The sequence below is a fragment of the Glaciecola sp. 33A genome, assembly GCF_002836745.1.
Lineage (GTDB): Bacteria > Pseudomonadota > Gammaproteobacteria > Enterobacterales > Alteromonadaceae > Glaciecola.
The window spans coordinates 273,482-288,585 of sequence record NZ_PJAR01000044.1 but is presented as its reverse complement, the minus strand read 5'-3'; the positions used below and the strand labels follow the sequence as shown (position 1 = coordinate 288,585).

Genomic DNA, 15,104 nt, shown 5'->3' with positions numbered 1-15,104 from the left:
TTATGTATTCCTAGCGGAATGATCAGCCGAAGCGAACTCGAAAAAATCGTTCGTTCGGGCCGTATCGAACTAATTAAAGACGAAATATCGCTATTATGAACAAGAAGTTATTTATCAAAACCTGGGGTTGCCAGATGAACGAGTATGATTCTGAGAAAATGGCAGATCTTCTCGATGCGACTCATGGCTACACATTAGCAGACGACGCCGAAGATGCAGATGTCATCCTACTCAACACTTGCTCTATTCGCGAAAAAGCACAGGAGAAGGTATTCCATCAATTAGGCCGCTGGAAGAATTTAAAACAAAACAAGCCTGACTTGATTATCGGCGTGGGCGGTTGTGTTGCTTCTCAAGAAGGTGCCGAAATTAGAAAACGTGCACCTTATGTCGACATTGTGTTCGGTCCACAAACATTGCATCGTTTGCCTGAAATGATCACACAAATAAAAGGCGGTGATAAATCCGTTGTTGATGTTAGCTTCCCCGAAATCGAAAAATTTGACCGTTTGCCGGAACCACGTGCAGATGGCCCAACCGCCTTCGTATCGATTATGGAAGGCTGTTCAAAATATTGTAGTTTTTGTGTAGTACCTTACACTCGCGGAGAAGAAGTTAATCGCCCGGTAGATGATGTCTTACTCGAAATCGCTCAACTAGCGGCGCAGGGCGTGCGTGAAGTTAATTTGTTAGGCCAAAACGTGAATGCATTTAGAGGACCACATTATGACGGTAGTATTTGTCGTTTTGCTGAGTTACTCGAACTTGTCGCTTCAATCGATGGCATTGACCGTATCCGTTATACAACATCACATCCGGTCGAATTTACCGATGATATCGTTGAAGCCTACAAGCATATTCCAGAATTAGTTGATCACTTGCACTTGCCAGTTCAAAGCGGCTCCGACCGTATTCTTAACCAAATGAAACGTGGCCACACAGCTATCGAATATAAGTCAACTATTCGCAAATTGAAGAAAGTGCGTCCTAACCTGTGTATGTCGTCTGACTTTATTATTGGTTTCCCAGGTGAAACAGATGCCGACTTTGAAGCAACAATGGATTTAATTAGTGCCATCGATTATGACATGAGCTTTAGTTTTATATATAGCTCACGACCTGGCACGCCTGCAGCTGATATCGTTGACGATGTCACTGATGCTACCAAAAAGCAGCGTTTACAAATTTTACAACAACGTATTAATCAAAATGCCCTGCGCATCGCACGCAATATGGTAGAAACAACTCAACGCATTTTGGTTGAAGGGCCTTCTAAGAAAAACGTCATGGAGTTAACTGGTAGAACGGAAAATAACCGTGTGGTTAATTTCGAAGGTTCTCCTGATATGATTGGTGAATTTGTTGACGTTGAAATTACAGCAGTTTACAGTAATTCACTGCGTGGTACAGTCGTTAGACGTGAAAAAGAAATGGGATTGCGTGTTGCAGTATCACCGCACAGCATCATGGCCAAAAAGCCGCAACCTGATAATGTGGGTGTGACTCAATTCGTTCCTGCGTAATGGCATCACAATAATACGCAGTTTGAAAAAGCGAGCTTGAATCCAGTATGTACCGTAGTAGAATAACTGAGAGTCCTAAATAAAAGAGGTTATATTGAGCAAGTTAGTCAGCAACGAGATTGTATTACAGCCACAAGACAATAAACGTTTATCGAGTCTTTGTGGTCCATTAGACGACAATATAAAACAGATTGAGCGTCGCTTAGGTGTCGAAATAACCTACCGTTCAAACGAGTTTAAGGTGTTGGGAGAACTGCAACAAGCGAATGGTGCAAGCGAGCTGTTAAAATTGTTGTACATAGAAACTCAGCCCGTAAAAGGCAGTGTTCCTAACTTAGAACCTAACCAAGTGCATCTAGCTATTCAAGAAGTCAAATGTTTGGAACGCGCCGAGGCTGGTGACTATGGTAAAGAAGTCCATATAACAACCAAACGAGGCGTTATCAAACCGCGCAACCCGAACCAGTCAAAGTACGTTTCTAATATCTTAAGTCATGACATTACTTTTGGTATTGGCCCGGCCGGAACAGGTAAAACTTATCTTGCTGTTGCCTGTGCAGTTGATGCACTTGAACGTCAAGATGTAAGACGCATTTTGTTAACGCGTCCAGCGGTAGAAGCGGGAGAGAAACTAGGTTTCCTTCCCGGTGACTTATCGCAAAAGGTCGACCCTTATTTACGTCCTTTGTACGATGCCTTATTTGAAATGTTAGGCTTTGAAAAAGTTGAAAAACTCATTGAGCGTAACGTAATTGAAGTTGCACCATTAGCCTATATGCGCGGTCGCACGTTGAATGACGCTTTTATCATTCTGGATGAAGGTCAAAATACCACTGTAGAGCAAATGAAAATGTTTTTAACACGCATTGGTTTTAACTCTCAAGCGGTAATTACCGGCGATATTACACAAATTGATTTGCCTAGAGGGGCTAAATCAGGCTTGCGTCACGCAATAGAAGTATTAAGTGATGTTAACGATATTTCTTTTAATTTCTTCACTGCACAGGATGTTGTGAGGCATCCAATTGTTGCACGTATTGTGCAAGCTTATGAAGAATATGAAGCAAAAAAAGAAATTGAATTAGAAGCAAAGAAACAACTAAGAGAGGAGCAAATTCGCCACTCTAGCCAACATATCGACGAGCAAAATTCACGTCAAGCGCAGACAAATAAACAGCCTAGTAATGACGATCAGCGTTGATTTACAAAGCGTGGTTGAGCACGATAAGCTCATCCACTCTTTACCCACAATACAGCAAATTGAAGAATGGCTAAACGCGACTATTGACGCCTTGCGCTCACCCTCCTCGATACCAAAAAATGTTAAATTAGCGTCTGACGCAAGCACTGCGCTGGGTAATCGTGTTACTGATACCGAAATACAGAATATTCAACAAACGGCTTTTGAAGTTACCCTTCGTATAGTGGATACAGTTGAGTCCCGACAACTCAATGCAGACTATAGAGAAAAAGATAAACCAACAAATGTGTTATCCTTCCCATTCGAAGCACCTGAGCATATTGATATGCCATTTTTAGGTGACTTAGTCGTATGTGCAGCTGTCGTTGAACAAGAAGCTCAAGAACAAAACAAGCAAATCATAGATCATTGGGCGCATCTATGTATTCATGGTTTATTGCATTTGTTAGGGTATGACCACATGCACGAAAGTGAAGCGCAAGAAATGGAAGGTATTGAAACTGCGATACTTAGCAAATTGAACATTGGCGATCCTTACCAAGATAATTAACTAAAAAGTGACTAGGAAATAAGCGAAAATATCATGAGCGACGACAACCCACACTCTACCAGCGGTTCCTCAAATAGAAGCTGGCTAAATCGCTTAGCCTATTCTTTTAAGGGGGAACCGAGAAGCAGAGAAGAGCTTTCTGAAGTTATTTCAGACGCCGAACAGCGTGATCTAATTGATCCTCAAACCAAAGAAATGATTGAAGGAGTGATGACAGTTAGTGAAATCCGGGTCAGGGAAATTATGATCCCTAGAGCACAAATGGTTACTATCGATATTGAACAAGATGTTGAGCAATTCCTACCTATTATGCTCGACCATGCTCACTCCCGTTATCCAGTCATTTCCGAAGATAAAGACCATATTGAAGGTATTCTGTTAGCTAAAGACTTACTACCTTATGCGTTTTTGCCTAATAGAGACTTTAAACTAAAAGAGGTTGTGCGCCAAGCCATCATTGTGCCGGAAAGTAAACGCGTTGACGTTTTACTAAAAGAGTTTCGCCAACAGCGTTATCATATGGCTATTGTAGTGGATGAATATGGTGGTGTATCTGGTCTAGTTACCATTGAAGACATTTTGGAACTCATCGTCGGCGAGATTGAAGATGAATACGATGACGATATTAAAGAAACAGATGAAATTCGGCCATTAAATAAGCACACTTATTCAGTAAAGGCGTTAACCTCTGTCGAAGACTTTAACCGCTTCTTTGAGACCAACTTAAATGAAGAGGAATCCGATACTATTGGTGGTGTAGTGCTGCGCGCTTTTGGCCATATGCCTGGTACAGATGATGAAATTACCATCGAAAACATAGGATTTAAGATCACCAACTCTGACAAACGTCGAATAATGCAACTAAAAGTTACACTACCAGATTCAGAGGATTAACGCCTGAACATGTGGTTAAAAGGAATTTCACTTTTCGTTTTGGGGGCAAGTTTAACGTTTGCTTTTGCCCCATTCAATGCGTGGTGGATGCCTTTTATCGTTTTACCTATTTGGTTTTTCGTTCAAGCAACGCTGACTGAGCACAGTTTTAAAACGGCATGGCTTTTTAGTTTTGGGTATTTCGCTGCTGGTATCAGTTGGATACATGTCAGCATTGCAGACCACGGCGGTCTGCCCTTAATTGCCTCTATTGGCATGATGGCTATTCTTTGTGCCTACCTAGCCTTATTCCCATCTATCGCAATTTGGTTAACAAATCGTTACTTCGCGAAGCAATATTGGCCTTTTTCACTTCCTTTATTTTGGTTAGCCTTAGAATTTGCGCGTGCACACTTTATGACTGGATTTCCTTGGTTATCGATTGGTTACAGCCAGCTAAATGGACCGCTGGGTGGTTGGCTCCCTATTATTGGTGAAATTGGTGTTAGTGCAGTATTAATCCTAATAACGGTCAATCTAGGCTTAACCCTAAAGTTGATACAAGAGCAACTATCTTGGCGTATCAACGGGCTTCAATCAGTTAGTGTCGGCGTTATTTTTTGTGTCTCTGGTTTGGTATTAAATCTGATCAGTTGGACACAGCCAAGCGGTGAAATAAAACGAGTCACTATGGTTCAGGGCAACATTGAACAAACCATTCGATGGTTACCTGAACAAGACAGCCCCACCATGCAAAAGTATTGGAATTTAACCAGTGGACATTGGGATTCTGATCTCATTATCTGGCCCGAAGCAGCTATTCCTAAACTTGAAATTGCTGCAACTGACTATCTTGAGTTACTCGATGAAAAAGCAACACAAACCGATACTGCACTCATCACGGGTATTGTCGACGTTAATTATAGTACGCAAAAAATCTACAATAATTTAGTTAGTTTAGGAAATGATGAATTAGGCCAAAACTCAATCCCTTACACATATGGACACAAAAACCGTTTCGCCAAACATCATTTATTGCCGATTGGCGAATTTGTGCCATTTGAGTCTATTCTACGGAAACTTGCCCCTATATTTGATTTGCCAATGTCTTCCTTTACCAGAGGTGATTATGTGCAAGCAAACTTAGTAGCGAATGGAATGAAACTCGCACCAGCCATTTGTTTTGAAATCGCTTTTCCTAATCAAATCAGAGCCAACCTAAATGACAATACGGACGCCATTATAACCGTCAGTAATGATGCCTGGTTTGGTGATTCACATGGGCCACATCAACATTTAGAAATAGCACAAATACGCGCAAAAGAATTTGGATTACCGGTATTACGCTCGACAAATACAGGTGTTACTGCATTTGTCGACCATCGCGGTATCATCAGTGCAATTGCCCCACAGTTTGAAGATACGGTGCTAACTCAGGACGTTAGGCTTGTGAACGGAAAAACGCCGTATAGAGAGCTTGGAAACTGGCCTTCTTATCTGTTTTTCTTTGTTTTATTCATCATTGGCGCTCTACTTCAACGTAAAGTAAAGATAAAGTAAGTCATTGCCGGTAAACAAGAACACAAGTCTGCTTGACACAAAATAATAAGAACACGCATTATCAGAGCGTAGATAATGTGTTGATTAAGGTGGTCAGTTTTGCAAATTTTCAATACTATTAATAAAAGCAATCTGCGCGGCGATATTCTGGGTGGCGTCACCGCAGCTATTGTGTCACTGCCATTGGCGTTAACCTTTGGTGTTGCATCCGGTGTTGGACCTGAGGCCGGTTTATACGGCGCAATAATTATCGGACTATTTGCTGCCTTGTTTGGTGGCACACCTACCTTAATATCAGAACCTACCGGACCAATGACAGTTATTATGGCGGCTGTTGTTACTACACTTGTTGCCGATAATCCTGATAGCGGCTTAGCGATGGCATTCACTGTCGTCATGATTGCCGGTTTTACCCAAATTATCTTTGGTGTTTTGAAACTGGGTAAATATATAACGATGATGCCCTACAGCGTTATTAGCGGATTTATGTCTGGTATCGGCTGTATTTTAATCGTAATGCAGCTCGCTCCGGCTCTGGGATCGGCTGCGCCTGCTGGCGGCGTAATGGGCACACTGACTTCACTGCCGCAGATTATTAAAAATGTCAGCTTTACTGAATTTGGTATGGCAATCGCCACTATTTTGATCCTCTTTTTAACCCCTAAAAAGCTCAAAAATATTGTGCCTCCCCAACTCATTGCATTGATTATGATATCGCTTATTTCGGTCTTGTTCTTTCAAACTGTAGATATCAGGAGGATCGGTGAAATAAACGTAAGCTTGCCTTCCATTATTTTTCCCGAGTTTACGCAAGATCAAATTAGAACCATGATCCTCGATGGCATTGTACTTGGTATGCTCGGCTGTATTGATTCAATGCTAACGTCTGTCATTGCCGATAATCTGACACGCAGCGAGCACAAGTCAGATAAGGAACTCATAGGCCAAGGTATCGGTAATATGATGTCGGGCTTACTAGGTGGTTTACCTGGCGCAGGCGCAACCATGGGAACGGTGGTTAATATTCAAGCTGGAGCCAAAACTGCGCTCTCTGGCTTGATCCGTGTTCTAGTATTGGTGGTTGCCATCTTTGGCGCTTCTACATTAATTTCTGTTATCCCTATCGCGGTATTAGCCGGCATCGCCGTGAAAGTCGGTATCGATATACTCGATTGGAGCTTTATCAAACGCGCTCACAAGGTGTCTAAGCAATCGTCACTAATCATGTATGCGGTTTTATTATTGACGGTATTTGTCGATCTAGTGGTTGCTGTTGGTATTGGTGTTTTCATTGCTAATATCATTACAATTGAAAAACTCAGCGCCTCCCAAGCTAAAAATATAAAAGCAATTAGTGATGTTGACGGGCGCTTGCCGCTTACGAGTGAACAACGAGAATTACTCAATAAAGCCAATGGTCAGATTTTATTTTTCTATTTAAGTGGCACCATGATATTTGGTGTATCAAAAGCATTGTCACGAGAATTAAGCAGCATGACTGAGCATAAAGTAATTATTATCGATTTGAGCGACGTTTCATTCCTTGACGATACTATTGCTCTGGCAATTGAAAACTTAATAAAAGATGCAAACCAGCTGGATAAACATATCCTCATGTTAGTCAAGCAACCCAGTTCGAAGAAAAAATTTCAGAAAATGGGTTTTACTGAAATTTTACCGCCAGATGCATTCGTAAGTAATCGTACTGAAGCATTAACTAAGGCTACTGATTGGTTGAATATACAAGAATTGGTGAAAACTCACAGCACTAAAGTACAACAAGCGAAGTGAACGGCACTTACTTTGATGGAAATGGGTTTACGCTTGCAATATTAAAAGGATGAGCTGGTATTAGACCAACTCATTTTTCTTTAATCAGGACATGAGGATGTCAAAGACTTGAAAACTAGATGTACTTCACTTCAATAATTTCAAATTCAACTTTGCCAGCTGGGGTTTGAATATTAACGACGTCATCAGCCATTTTACCAATAAAACCTCTAGCAATTGGTGAATTGACTGAAATAAGTAGCCTCTTGATATCGGACTCGTCATCACCAACAATTTTATAGGTGATTTCTTCTTCTGTTTTGCAATTCATTACGGTAACCGTGGTACCAAATATGACTTTACCGTTATTCGTTATTTTAGTTACGTCAATAATTTGCGCGTTCGATAATTTACCTTCGATATCTTGAATGCGTCCTTCACAAAAGCTTTGCTGATCACGCGCAGCATGATATTCAGCGTTTTCTTTCAAATCACCATGTTCGCGAGCCGTGGCAATCGATTTAATGATTTCTGGACGCTTCACGGTTTTTAATTCAAGCAATTCTTTTTGTAGCATTTGGGCGCCATGCGCAGTCATGGGGTATGTAGTCATGTATCTACTCTTTAATTTGTTTTTATTGTCTGAAACGGAAAGAATGAAGCTAATATTTTTATCACAGCCAGCCCTACCTGATCCTTTCAGCTGTCCATATTAGACAAAAATGCGCCATCTAAGGCGCATTTCATTTTCAATCATTAAATTGATTATATACTATTTTCCAATTGACTAAAGCCCGATAATTGCCTTCAATACAATTTTAGTCAAGTTCTTGTTGCGTTCAATCGCTTATGCAGTTCTTGAACCGAGGTCACATTCGTTTTCGCGTCAGCTGTCCTAGCTCTAATGGTTGCAAAAGCAGCATTGATTGTCGTAGTGTAACTGGTTTTACTCAGCAAAGCTTCACGACGAATATAAACAGAATCGTTTATTGCCTGTCTTCCTTCTGTGGTGTTTACAACGTAGCAATATTCACCATTCTTAATAGCATCTACAATGTTTGGACGACCTTCCGATAACTTGTTTACCGTGCCGCATGCAACACCATGTTCGCCTAAGAACTGAGCCGTTCCTTTGGTTGCTTCTACAGTGAAGCCTTGCTCTAACATTTCTTTTGCCAATCCAATTAATCGTTGCTTATCATTATTACGAACTGATAGCAGCACTTTACCTTCAACAGGCAGCGGTGCCGACGCACCTAAGTTAGCTTTAGCATAGGCTTCGTCGAAACCATCACCAACGCCCATGACTTCCCCTGTTGAACGCATTTCAGGCCCTAATAGTGGGTCAACGCCTTGGAACTTAGCAAAAGGCAGTACCACTTCTTTTACTGAGAAGTAAGGAGGAATAATTTCTTTGGTAAAATTTTGTTTAGCCAAGCTAGTCCCAGCCATCACTCTCGCTGCAATTTTAGCTATCGGAGCACCCGTTGCTTTTGACACAAAAGGCACGGTTCTAGCTGCTCTAGGGTTTACTTCAATCAGGTAAACTTCATTGTCTTTTACTGCAAATTGGGTATTCATTAAGCCAACGACTTCAAGCTCTAGAGCCATTTGCGTCACTTGCTTGCGCATCACATCCTGAATTTCATTAGACAAAGTGTAAGGAGGTAAGCTGCATGCTGAATCTCCTGAATGCACACCAGCTTGCTCAATATGTTCCATAATCCCGCAAATGACCACTTGCTCACCATCACAGATTGCGTCTACATCGACCTCAATAGCGTCATCCAAGAAACGGTCAAGCAATACAGGGCTGTCATTTGAGACTTTCACTGCTTCATTCAGATAACGACGCAGATCTTGCAGGTCATATACGATTTCCATCGCACGACCACCTAATACGTAAGACGGACGCACAACCAATGGGAAACCAATAATCTCAGCCTGCGTCAGAGCCTCTTCCATATTACTCACTGTTGAGTTAGCCGGTTGCTTCAAACCTAATTTGTTGACCATATGCTGGAAGCGTTCACGGTCCTCAGCTCGGTCAATTGCATCCGGTGATGTACCAATAATAGGCACCCCGTTCTCTTTCAATGCGCGCGCTAACTTAAGCGGAGTTTGACCACCGTACTGAACAATAACGCCTACTGGCTTTTCAACACGCACAATCTCTAGCACGTCTTCCAATGTGACTGGCTCAAAGTATAAACGGTCTGATGTATCGTAATCGGTTGAAACGGTTTCAGGGTTACAATTAACCATGATCGTTTCATAGCCATCTTCGCGCATAGCTAATGCCGCATGGACACAACAATAATCAAATTCAATGCCTTGGCCTATGCGGTTTGGACCACCACCAAGTACCATTATTTTATCTCTATCAGAGGGATTCGACTCGCACTCTTCATCATAGGTACTATACATATATGCGGTTGATGTGCTGAATTCAGCTGCACAGGTGTCAACGCGTTTATAAACTGGGAATACATCGAATTTTCTGCGCGTATCACGCACATCATCTTCAGCCACATTGGTTAACTCAGCTAACCTTGCGTCAGCAAAACCTTTGCGCTTGAGTGTTCTCATCAAATTTTTGTCAATTTCTGATAAACCAATGCGCTCGACGAGTTGTTCTAATTGCACAATTTCTTCAATTTGCACTAAGTACCAACGGTCAATATTAGTAAGTGTATTAACTTCATCTACTGACATGCCCATTCTGAACGCATCACCAATATACCAAATGCGTTCAGCGCCAGGTTCACGAAGTTCGTAAATCAACTTGTTTTTAGCTTCTGGATCGTTCAAGTCAAGAATGGGGTTTAATCCAGAGACCCCAACTTCAAGTCCACGCAAGGCTTTTTGAAGGGATTCTTGCATGTTGCGGCCAATTGCCATTACTTCACCGACCGACTTCATTTGAGTTGTCAGGCGATCGTTAGCGCCGGCGAATTTTTCAAAGTTAAAACGAGGGATTTTCGTCACAACATAATCAATGGCTGGCTCAAACGAAGCTGGTGTTAAACCACCTGTAATATCATTTGCCAACTCATCTAATGTATAACCAATTGCAAGTTTTGCCGCAATTTTAGCAATTGGGAAACCTGTCGCTTTAGACGCTAATGCCGATGAACGAGATACGCGTGGGTTCATTTCAATGATGACCATGCGCCCTGTTTCTGGACAAATTCCGAACTGCACGTTTGAACCACCGGTTTCCACGCCAATTTCACGTAATACAGCCATGGCTGCATTACGCATAATTTGATATTCTTTGTCGGTTAGTGTTTGTGCTGGTGCGACCGTAATTGAGTCACCCGTATGCACACCCATCGGATCGAAGTTTTCAATGGTACAAACAATGATGCAGTTATCTGCTTTATCGCGCACCACTTCCATCTCATATTCTTTCCAGCCGATCAATGATTCATCAATAAGCAGCTCCGTGGTCGGCGATAGGTCAAGGCCGCGAGTACAAATTTCAGTGAATTCATCTTTATTGTAGGCAATACCGCCGCCGCTTCCGCCCATGGTGAATGAAGGACGAATAATGCATGGAAAGCCGATGCGGGTCGATACGTCATAAGCTTGTTCCAAACTATGTGCTATTTCAGCTCTTGGACACTCTAAACCAATCGACTTCATCGCCTTATCGAAACGTTCTCGGTCTTCTGCTTTGTCGATAGCATCCGCCGATGCACCAATTAATTCAACATTGAACTCGTCCAATACGCCGTATTTGTTTAAGTCCAAGGCACAGTTTAGTGCTGTTTGACCACCCATGGTGGGTAATATGGCATCAGGTCGTTCTTTAGCAATGATATTGCGCACAACTTCCCAATGAATCGGCTCAATGTATGTTGCATCAGCCATATCTGGGTCTGTCATAATTGTGGCTGGGTTAGAGTTGACAAGAATCACTCGATAACCTTCTTCACGTAATGCTTTGCAAGCTTGCGCCCCGGAATAATCAAACTCACAAGCTTGACCGATCACGATAGGCCCAGCACCAAGAATTAAGATACTCTTGAGGTCGGTACGTTTTGGCATAGTCTAATTTCCTACTATTTAGCTTGTTTTTGAGAGTGAACGATTTGTTCAATAAATTTATCGAATAACGGCGCTGCATCATGCGGACCTGGACTTGCTTCAGGGTGACCTTGAAAGCTGAACGCAGGTTTATCTATACGCTCAATACCTTGCAACGACTTGTCGAATAGAGACACATGAGTGACTCTCAGGTTATCTGGTAGAGATAACTCATCAACTGCAAAACCATGATTTTGGCTCGTTATCATGACCACATTTCGTGCTAGATCCTTGACTGGATGGTTTGCCCCGTGATGTCCAAATTTCATTTTTTGGGTTTTTGCACCACTCGCTATTGCGAGTAGTTGATGGCCAAGACAAATACCAAAAATTGGAATCGATTTATCCAAGAATACTTTAATTGCTTCAATTGCATATGTACAAGGTTCTGGGTCACCCGGACCGTTGGATAAGAAAATACCATCTGGATTGAGCGCTAATACCTCTTTTGCAGACGTTTGCGCAGGCACTAAGGTGAGTTTACAGCCGCGGTCTACTAACATTCTCAAAATGTTATTTTTCGCACCAAAATCATAAGCAACGACGTGATAAGGCAGATTTTGCTTGTTGGTATCATAGCCTTTACCAAGCTGCCATGAACCATCGATCCACGTTGTTGGTTCTGATCTCGATACCACTTTAGCTAAATCCATTCCTTTTAGGCCAGGAAATGCATTCGCAGCAGCCAAAGCTTGTTCTTGTGTCAACGCATCAGCGGTCACAATACAACCGCGTTGAGCCCCTTTGTCACGTAAAATACGGGTCAGACGTCGTGTGTCAATGTCAGCTATAGCAACGATATTATTGGCAACGAGGTATTCAGAAAGAGATTGCTCGCTTCTAAAACTGCTAGCGACAATAGGAAGGTCTCGAATTATTAGGCCTTTGGCTCGTATTTTATCGGATTCAACATCTTCGGAGTTTATTCCGGTGTTACCAATGTGAGGATATGTGAGTGTGATGATTTGTTCAGCGTATGATGGATCGGTAAGAATTTCTTGATAGCCGGTCATTGATGTATTGAAGACGACCTCTCCAACACTATGACCCGCACAACCTATGGATGTACCATTGAAAACAGAACCATCTTCTAGCACTAAAAGAGCAGAAATAGCCAAGTCAACCTCCTAAAATTAAAGGTAACAAGGGAAATACAAGCGAAACACTTATATTTCCGAAAAATACATAAAAAGCGGTACAAAACGGCCTTTTAAGTAGCTTCTTCGCGAATCTTCACATTTTCAACACATGAGCGCCAGCTCAATCATATGGCTTTTCTTGCCAAAGATTCATGCTTGCGCTTAGCGCGAAATTGCAAGTTTGTGGCAAATTCCGCTGATTATATATTAATGCTAGTAAATGATCTATTTGTTTCTTAAATTAAAGTAGAAAATAAGGAAAAATAAGCGCTAAGGCAAATTCTGACCACGAAAGCATCAAAAAGAACAAATATAAGAATCCGTATTTAGCTTTTAAGTGCTTTCTTAAGTTAATTTTAAGTTACTGTAAATTCAGCACTTGTTGCATGCTATATAAACCTGCGGGCTTATCTTTAAGCCAAATAGCCGCGGTTAATGCCCCGTTCGCAAACGTCAGGCGACTTGATGCCTTATGTGTCAATTCTATCCTTTCACCAATTGTTGCGAATATAGCGGTATGTTCGCCAACAATGTCACCTGCGCGAATAGTACAAAAACCAATGGTTTGTTGATCGCGCTCACCGGTATCACCTTGCCTGCCATAAACCGCACATTTAGACAGATCACGGCCTAATTCATCTGCAATTGCCTCGCCAATAGCAACCGCTGTTCCCGAAGGTGCATCTTTTTTAAATCGGTGATGTGCCTCGACTATTTCAATGTCAGCATCTTTTCCCATTACCGCACTTGTTTGCCTTACTAAGCTAAGCAATAAATTTACGCCAACACTGTAATTAGCTGCAAACACAATCGGAATTGACTTAGCTGCTTGGTCAATTATGCTTAACTCGAGAGTTGAAAGCCCTGTTGTACCTATGACCATTGCTTGCTTATTTTCTACACACCATTCGATATTAGACTGCAAGGCCTGAGGCAACGTAAAGTCAATAATGACATCGGCAATATCTGTTGGTTGCTGCTGAGTATCGCAAACGGTAATATATTGTTTAGCAACTCCAGCTAATTCACCAGCGTCAATACCAATTAATGAAGAACCGCTGCGCACACTAGCAAATCCGAGGGCAACTTCGGTATGCTGGTAGCAAGCGTCAATTAACACTCGCCCCATACGGCCATTAGCTCCCAAAACACCTATTTTAGTCATATAAACTCTATCTTTTTTACGTTTATGATATATTGCCCGAATAAGAGAAAAAGCTAAAGCTTGATTTAAATTTATAATAATTACGAAATGATTACAGGACTGTCTTTTTTACCTTCTAACTTTTTAAAACCGGTTTACATACCTCAAAAATAGCAACATTGCTGAAGCGTGGTAGTTCAATTTATTAGTATCTGAAAATACGGAACAGTGATGCAACAATTATATATATGGGACTTCCCAACTCGCCTATTTCATTGGCTTTTGGTCATTGCTATTTCTTCGCAGTACGTTACGGCGGAACTACTTGATGATGCTATGCAGTGGCATTTTTACGGTGGTTATTTTATTTTAGGCTTACTGATTTTTCGAGTACTCTGGGGCTTTTGGGGGTCTTATTACGCCAAGTTCTCACAATTTGTAGTCTCGCCACAACGCGCATGGCTATATTCAACGACATTCACAAAAAGTAATTACAAGCCAAGCCTCGGTCACAATCCTTTAGGCGCCTATTCGATAATTTTCATTCTGACGGTATTGTTGACCCAAGCCATTAGTGGTTTATTTATTACTGATGACATTTTTCATAGCGGCCCTTATTACAACGCCGTCGCAGTTGACACACAAAATGTAATGAATTGGCTCCATCATCAAGGATTTACTGCAATCTGGTTTTTTCTTGCTTTGCATATTGGCGCCATGCTTGTTTACAAATTTGCTAAAAAGCAAAATCTAGTGGTCAGTATGATAACAGGATACAAGCAGCATAAAAATCAGATAGGCGCTCCTGCAGCACAAAATCATTGGCTAAAATTTATGGTTTTTGCCGGCTTATCAGCAATTATCGTGTATCTAATTGTAGTGACTTTTGCACCAGAAATTATTGATGAGTTTTATTTCTGAGTGCTTTGATCGCAGCCCTGCAGTATCATTCGGCTGGCTTTTATTATGCTTGCCTCAAAGCCAAACATTGCACATAAAAAAAGAGCCAAGACAATTATCTTAGCTCTTTTGCTTATAAACTCTACACTAACGATTTAATTCAGAAAAAAGCGTTTGCTTGAGAAATTGTCAATCCATAAAGAATGGTTAGTCCCACGGCAACTGCCGTTTGTTTTAGCGTATCTTTTGACATAATGGCCAATCCTTTTTTTGTTCTTATTCAGGATTTAGCGCTAGTAACTTCCGTTGTTTCCATAGAAACCTCAAAGGGTACTGAGGACTCTTCTCTACA

At 41.6% G+C, this 15,104-nt stretch carries 11 protein-coding genes; 7 read left to right on the top strand and 4 right to left on the bottom strand.

Annotated elements, in window-relative coordinates:
- Positions 1-95 precede the first annotated feature (95 nt).
- The 6 genes from miaB to CXF81_RS17300 all read left to right on the top strand — a co-directional run bounded on the left by miaB (position 96) and on the right by CXF81_RS17300 (position 7,498).
- Positions 96-1,523, top strand: a complete 1,428-nt coding sequence (gene miaB, locus CXF81_RS17325) for a tRNA (N6-isopentenyl adenosine(37)-C2)-methylthiotransferase MiaB (RefSeq protein WP_101182595.1) — start codon at positions 96-98, stop codon at positions 1,521-1,523.
- 94 nt (positions 1,524-1,617) lie between these two features.
- Positions 1,618-2,724 (top strand): PhoH family protein, encoded by a 1,107-nt coding sequence (locus tag CXF81_RS17320; RefSeq protein ID WP_101182593.1) that lies wholly within the window; start codon positions 1,618-1,620, stop codon positions 2,722-2,724.
- Positions 2,708-3,274: an rRNA maturation RNase YbeY gene (gene ybeY, locus CXF81_RS17315; protein ID WP_232771979.1), complete on the top strand. Its 567-nt coding sequence runs from the start codon at positions 2,708-2,710 to the stop codon at positions 3,272-3,274. Before CXF81_RS17320 ends, ybeY begins: the two co-directional genes overlap by 17 nt.
- A gap of 33 nt (positions 3,275-3,307) precedes the next feature.
- The gene (corC, locus tag CXF81_RS17310; RefSeq protein WP_101182591.1) at positions 3,308-4,168 is read left to right on the top strand and encodes a CNNM family magnesium/cobalt transport protein CorC; all 861 of its coding nucleotides are present in this window, start codon (positions 3,308-3,310) and stop codon (positions 4,166-4,168) included.
- A 9-nt stretch (positions 4,169-4,177) separates the two neighbouring features.
- The gene (gene lnt, locus CXF81_RS17305) at positions 4,178-5,707 is read left to right on the top strand and encodes an apolipoprotein N-acyltransferase (protein ID WP_101182589.1); all 1,530 of its coding nucleotides are present in this window, start codon (positions 4,178-4,180) and stop codon (positions 5,705-5,707) included.
- Between the two features lie 99 nt (positions 5,708-5,806).
- Positions 5,807-7,498, top strand: a complete 1,692-nt coding sequence (locus CXF81_RS17300) for a SulP family inorganic anion transporter (protein WP_101182587.1) — start codon at positions 5,807-5,809, stop codon at positions 7,496-7,498.
- Between the two features lie 115 nt (positions 7,499-7,613).
- Here the strand turns inward: CXF81_RS17300 and greA are convergent, their stop codons facing one another.
- The 4 genes from greA to dapB form a co-directional block, all read right to left on the bottom strand.
- Positions 7,614-8,090, bottom strand: a complete 477-nt coding sequence (gene greA / locus CXF81_RS17295) for a transcription elongation factor GreA (RefSeq protein ID WP_101182585.1) — start codon at positions 8,088-8,090, stop codon at positions 7,614-7,616.
- Between the two features lie 209 nt (positions 8,091-8,299).
- Positions 8,300-11,530 (bottom strand): carbamoyl-phosphate synthase large subunit, encoded by a 3,231-nt coding sequence (gene carB, locus CXF81_RS17290; protein ID WP_101182583.1) that lies wholly within the window; start codon positions 11,528-11,530, stop codon positions 8,300-8,302.
- A 14-nt stretch (positions 11,531-11,544) separates the two neighbouring features.
- A complete protein-coding gene (gene carA / locus CXF81_RS17285) occupies positions 11,545-12,687 on the bottom strand; it encodes a glutamine-hydrolyzing carbamoyl-phosphate synthase small subunit (RefSeq protein ID WP_101182581.1) in 1,143 nt (380 codons plus the stop codon).
- A 382-nt stretch (positions 12,688-13,069) separates the two neighbouring features.
- Positions 13,070-13,873, bottom strand: coding sequence for a 4-hydroxy-tetrahydrodipicolinate reductase (gene dapB, locus CXF81_RS17280; RefSeq protein ID WP_101182579.1), 804 nt, complete (start codon positions 13,871-13,873; stop codon positions 13,070-13,072).
- A 210-nt stretch (positions 13,874-14,083) separates the two neighbouring features.
- Here dapB and CXF81_RS17275 point away from each other — a divergent pair, with 210 nt between their 5' ends.
- Positions 14,084-14,773 carry a cytochrome b/b6 domain-containing protein gene (locus CXF81_RS17275; protein WP_101182577.1) on the top strand — a complete coding sequence of 230 codons (690 nt, stop codon included), beginning with the start codon at positions 14,084-14,086 and terminating at the stop codon, positions 14,771-14,773.
- The last annotated feature ends 331 nt before the right edge of the window (positions 14,774-15,104 follow it).